Annotated in this window: 6 protein-coding genes; 2 read left to right on the forward strand and 4 right to left on the reverse strand. The window is 64.6% G+C overall.

The annotated features are described in order from the left end of the window. Positions 1-252: hypothetical protein (locus tag M3498_04675; GenBank protein MDQ3458591.1), on the reverse strand; the 252-nt coding region annotated here is incomplete at its 3' end. A gap of 924 nt (positions 253-1,176) precedes the next feature. On the opposite strand from M3498_04675, the gene M3498_04680 reads away from it, so the two are divergent. After that, entirely contained in the window at positions 1,177-1,782 is a 606-nt protein-coding gene (locus tag M3498_04680) for a hypothetical protein (GenBank protein ID MDQ3458592.1), read from the forward strand. A 3-nt stretch (positions 1,783-1,785) separates the two neighbouring features. Further along, positions 1,786-2,292, forward strand: coding sequence for a hypothetical protein (locus M3498_04685; protein MDQ3458593.1), 507 nt, complete (start codon positions 1,786-1,788; stop codon positions 2,290-2,292). 136 nt (positions 2,293-2,428) lie between these two features. On the opposite strand, the gene M3498_04690 is transcribed toward M3498_04685, so the two are convergent. The 3 genes from M3498_04690 to M3498_04700 all read right to left on the reverse strand — a co-directional run. Further along, complete coding sequence (locus M3498_04690) at positions 2,429-2,671, reverse strand: hypothetical protein (protein ID MDQ3458594.1); 243 nt, start codon at positions 2,669-2,671, stop codon at positions 2,429-2,431. Between the two features lie 105 nt (positions 2,672-2,776). Continuing rightward, positions 2,777-3,022, reverse strand: coding sequence for a hypothetical protein (locus tag M3498_04695; GenBank protein MDQ3458595.1), 246 nt, complete (start codon positions 3,020-3,022; stop codon positions 2,777-2,779). 121 nt (positions 3,023-3,143) lie between these two features. Next, a partial coding sequence (locus M3498_04700; protein MDQ3458596.1) for a hypothetical protein occupies positions 3,144-3,471 on the reverse strand: 328 nt, incomplete at its 5' end.

Consider the following 3,471-nt stretch of genomic DNA (forward strand, 5'->3'; position numbering starts at 1 on the left):
GACGCGCCCGACCAAGCTCGCCAGATGATCCCGTGAGGCGATCGGATCGGCAGCGGGGCAGGGGTGGCCGGGACTGCAGGAGCCGTCCATCTCCCGAGCTGCAATGCCGGCGAGGCGGATGCGAGGCCCTTCTGCGCACCAAATCGGACCATCGCCGTCCCAAACGCGGGTGGGCGTGCAGGTGAAGGGCTCGCCGCGGCTGACCTGTTGCTGAGATGCCGGCGCAGGGACGCAGGCGGCGAGCGACCCCAGCGCGAGGAGCGCGAGGCTGTTGCGCTTGCTCAACTTCACACCGTTCAAACCAGCCAAGCGTCGAGTTTCGCGGGTCGAGCAAGCGGCGCGACACGAGGCCATGTTCACACGCATCTCGGCTCGTGACTGGCTGCTAGGTGCATCGAGACAAGAACGCCGTAGCACGGGTGGTCAAGCTTGATGTCGGCTTCGCCTGCGTCCACATCAACGCGCCCTCGCCAGCAGCTTCTAGAACGAAGGCCTAGCTTTGGATAACACCTGTTGAAGGCCAAGCCACCACGAAGGAGAGCCGCTCAGCAGTCACTAAAACAGGCACTACGGACGCGCCGGCTCCCACCGGTTCGTAACTGCCACCAGCGTCTCGGCTCACGATCTGAAATTCACCGTCTCCGAGCCGCAAGAGGACAAATGCGCCGGCGGCCATTCCGTCCCGGGCCCATCCGCTTGCAGGCTCTAGGGTGTAGGATGCCCCGACTGACGGCCCGCAAACTGTAAGCACCGTTCCTTGGGGGAAGAAAGCTAGAGCGGCCGAGCGAGCGGCCTCGCGATCATGCGGCGCGAGTGACCCTGGATCCGGGATGCTCAACCGATCTCTATCTCCGCACGCCGCGAGGAGAAATACGACTGCCGCGAGGGAGCGTTTCACCTTCTAAGATGTCTTCGCAGAATTGATCGGATCGCCTCAGGCCGCGTTGGCTTCGGCTCAGCCTGCTCGGCAATCCAGGCGTCAAGCGGTTCTAACAAGTCCGGCAGAAGACGCACTCCAACCAGAGTGCCCTTGCCGGTAGGCTTGGGACCTCGTTTCTTTGTTATCACGGTTTCTTGACTGGCCATAAAAAGCCTGATAACACGGTTTCGAGCCGAGGGGAAGTTCCAGCTTCCACCCCGGCTCTAACCGTCAACCGTCTGTTGTGGAGACGATCAATGGCTCAGACCAACATAGCACCCTCACGCCGCGCCGTCATAGCGGCACTCGCCGGCACCCCCATGTTCCTGGGGACATTCGGCACAGCAGCCGCCAGCACCGGCCTTGCCGCAAACCTGCGGCCCGACACGTCAGCATGGGACCGCGCCCTTGAAGAGTTCCGGCGAGTGGAAGCGATCCATGCCGCCGCCTACGCCCGCCACGACGAGGCGGAGGAAGCAGCGTCCGACCACATCCCGGAACGGCCGGGCCACCTGATCGACCGGCACGGTCTATTCATGGGCATGGATAGGAAGCAAATCGAGAAGGCGCTGCGCTGGAAGGGGCTGAGCGAGCCCGCCATTGCCGCAGCCGCCGACGAGATGGCGGCTTATCAGCAAGCGTGGGACGCGGCCCGCCGACGCTTCCGGGTGCAAGAGACCTGGGCCGAGGCGAAGAAGACCAATCCAGCCTTTGATGTAGCGCGGGACGCGTTGATGAAGGTTGCCGCCCCCACCACCGCTGCCCTGCTCGTTAAGATGGAGATTTCCACGATATCGCTGGACGATGAGCACGCGGAAGCCACGCTCACCGACGCACGGCGACTCTTGGCCGGGGAGGCGTGAGCCATGGCATCCCGTCAAATTCAGGGAGGGGCTTCGGCCCCTTCCATTCCCCTCGACCAGTTGCTGAGTGCCATTCCCTCGCTCCCGCGCCCCGTCCTTTCCAGGCTCACCGAGCACCTGATCGAGCGCTTGGACCAGATCGACGGCGACCCCGACGTTGAGGACAGCGAGAGCGGCAACCATCTCGTGGACGCCAGCGGGCAGTGGTGCGGCCGCGCGCCAGCGCCGGATGGCCCTTGGTATGAGGACGACGAACCCGAGGAAGACGTAGGTGCCGAGGAGAAGGGCGAGGATGACGGGCTAGGCCCCGACATGCGGGCGATTGCCGATCGAGACGCTTACCGCGAGCAGCTGACGCGGCTCCACAAGGAGCGGTGCTTCAAGCTCCCGCGCCTCCGCTCGACTGGTATCGGCGCGCAGGAGTGGGTGCTTTATCAGGAGCCGGCCACACCGACGAAGCGTAGCCTCCTGAGGAGAAAGCGAGGGTTGCCCCGAAGCCCGCGCGCCTAAGTTTCCCGCCTTCCTGCGCCGCCGGCCTCACCGCTGGCGGCGTTTCTTCACCAGAGGATCAAGATCGCACTACCCTCCACATCGCCGGCTTGGCGTGCCGCACTTGCCGAGCGAGCCGGCGCTCACGCCGCCACCGTCAGTCTCTGGGATGCGGTGCTTTCGATTGACCTGCCTTCTCCTCTGCTTCTGCCAAGGTTTCCGGAAGCGCGATGTCGGCGTCCAGGTGGCCATGCCTTTTGTTCGCACGTTGGTGTCGGAGCCACAGGAAGCCAAACAAGGCGGCGATCAGCGCGATGATGATGCAGACAATCAGGATGAGGGGCAAAGGGTCTCCCGCGCCTGCCTGGATGCTGTTGAGGTTTGTTTCGGTCCGAACCATCGGGAGCCCCTTTTTGACGGCCCCCTGCGTGATGGGCAGGAGCGGGCCTATGTGATGGCCTAAGATGGTTGGGCCGCAGAGTTGTTCCCCACCCACGGGGGCGGGTCAGTCTCGGCGGGCGGTGCCGCGTCCCTCCCTTATCGCCCTCAGGAGCCGCGACACGTCACGCCGGAGCTCGACAGCTTCCACGCTCCAGCCGCCATGCTTCCACGACCCGTTCGCCTCACCCGTCGGCGCCCCCGACCCGCTTGCTCCCCCGTGCTTGTGGCAGCGAGCCTTGCCCCTTCTGGCTGGGCATTGGCACAACGACCCTCGACGAGTGCGGGCCAGGCAGCGAGGCGCGGCTCTCATGCTCGACAGTTTGCAGTCCAACCCCGCTTTCCGCGGCGCCCCAAGGCTCATGGGCTTGGCCTCCAGAATCGGACCCTCCCCCGCTCTCGATATGGACGTGCTGGTGATTGTGCCGCTCATATTAAACCGTGATCCTCTGCCGCGTCGTCTTTTTGCCCTTCAGCTTCTGCATAGTCTCAAGCTGGCCGGCGTAGACCTTGCCCAGCGCGGCGAGCGCGGCGATGGTGCGCGGATCAGGATAGCTCATCCCTGCCACCCGCGCCCCGACCTTCATCGTGGCGAAGTGGACCGCCACCGCCTGCGCCGCCAGGGCCGCCTGGGGCTCATTCTTCGGCTTCATGCCCTGAACGATGGCAATCGCCGTTTGCAGCTCAAATTCGTTCGGCCGCCACCGCCCGGCGGTTTCATCCCAACTAGACGAGCAGAGCCGCGCCAGATGGTTGATGAAC

The sequence above is a fragment of the Deinococcota bacterium genome, assembly GCA_030858465.1.
Classification (GTDB): domain Bacteria; phylum Deinococcota; class Deinococci; order Deinococcales; family Trueperaceae; genus JALZLY01.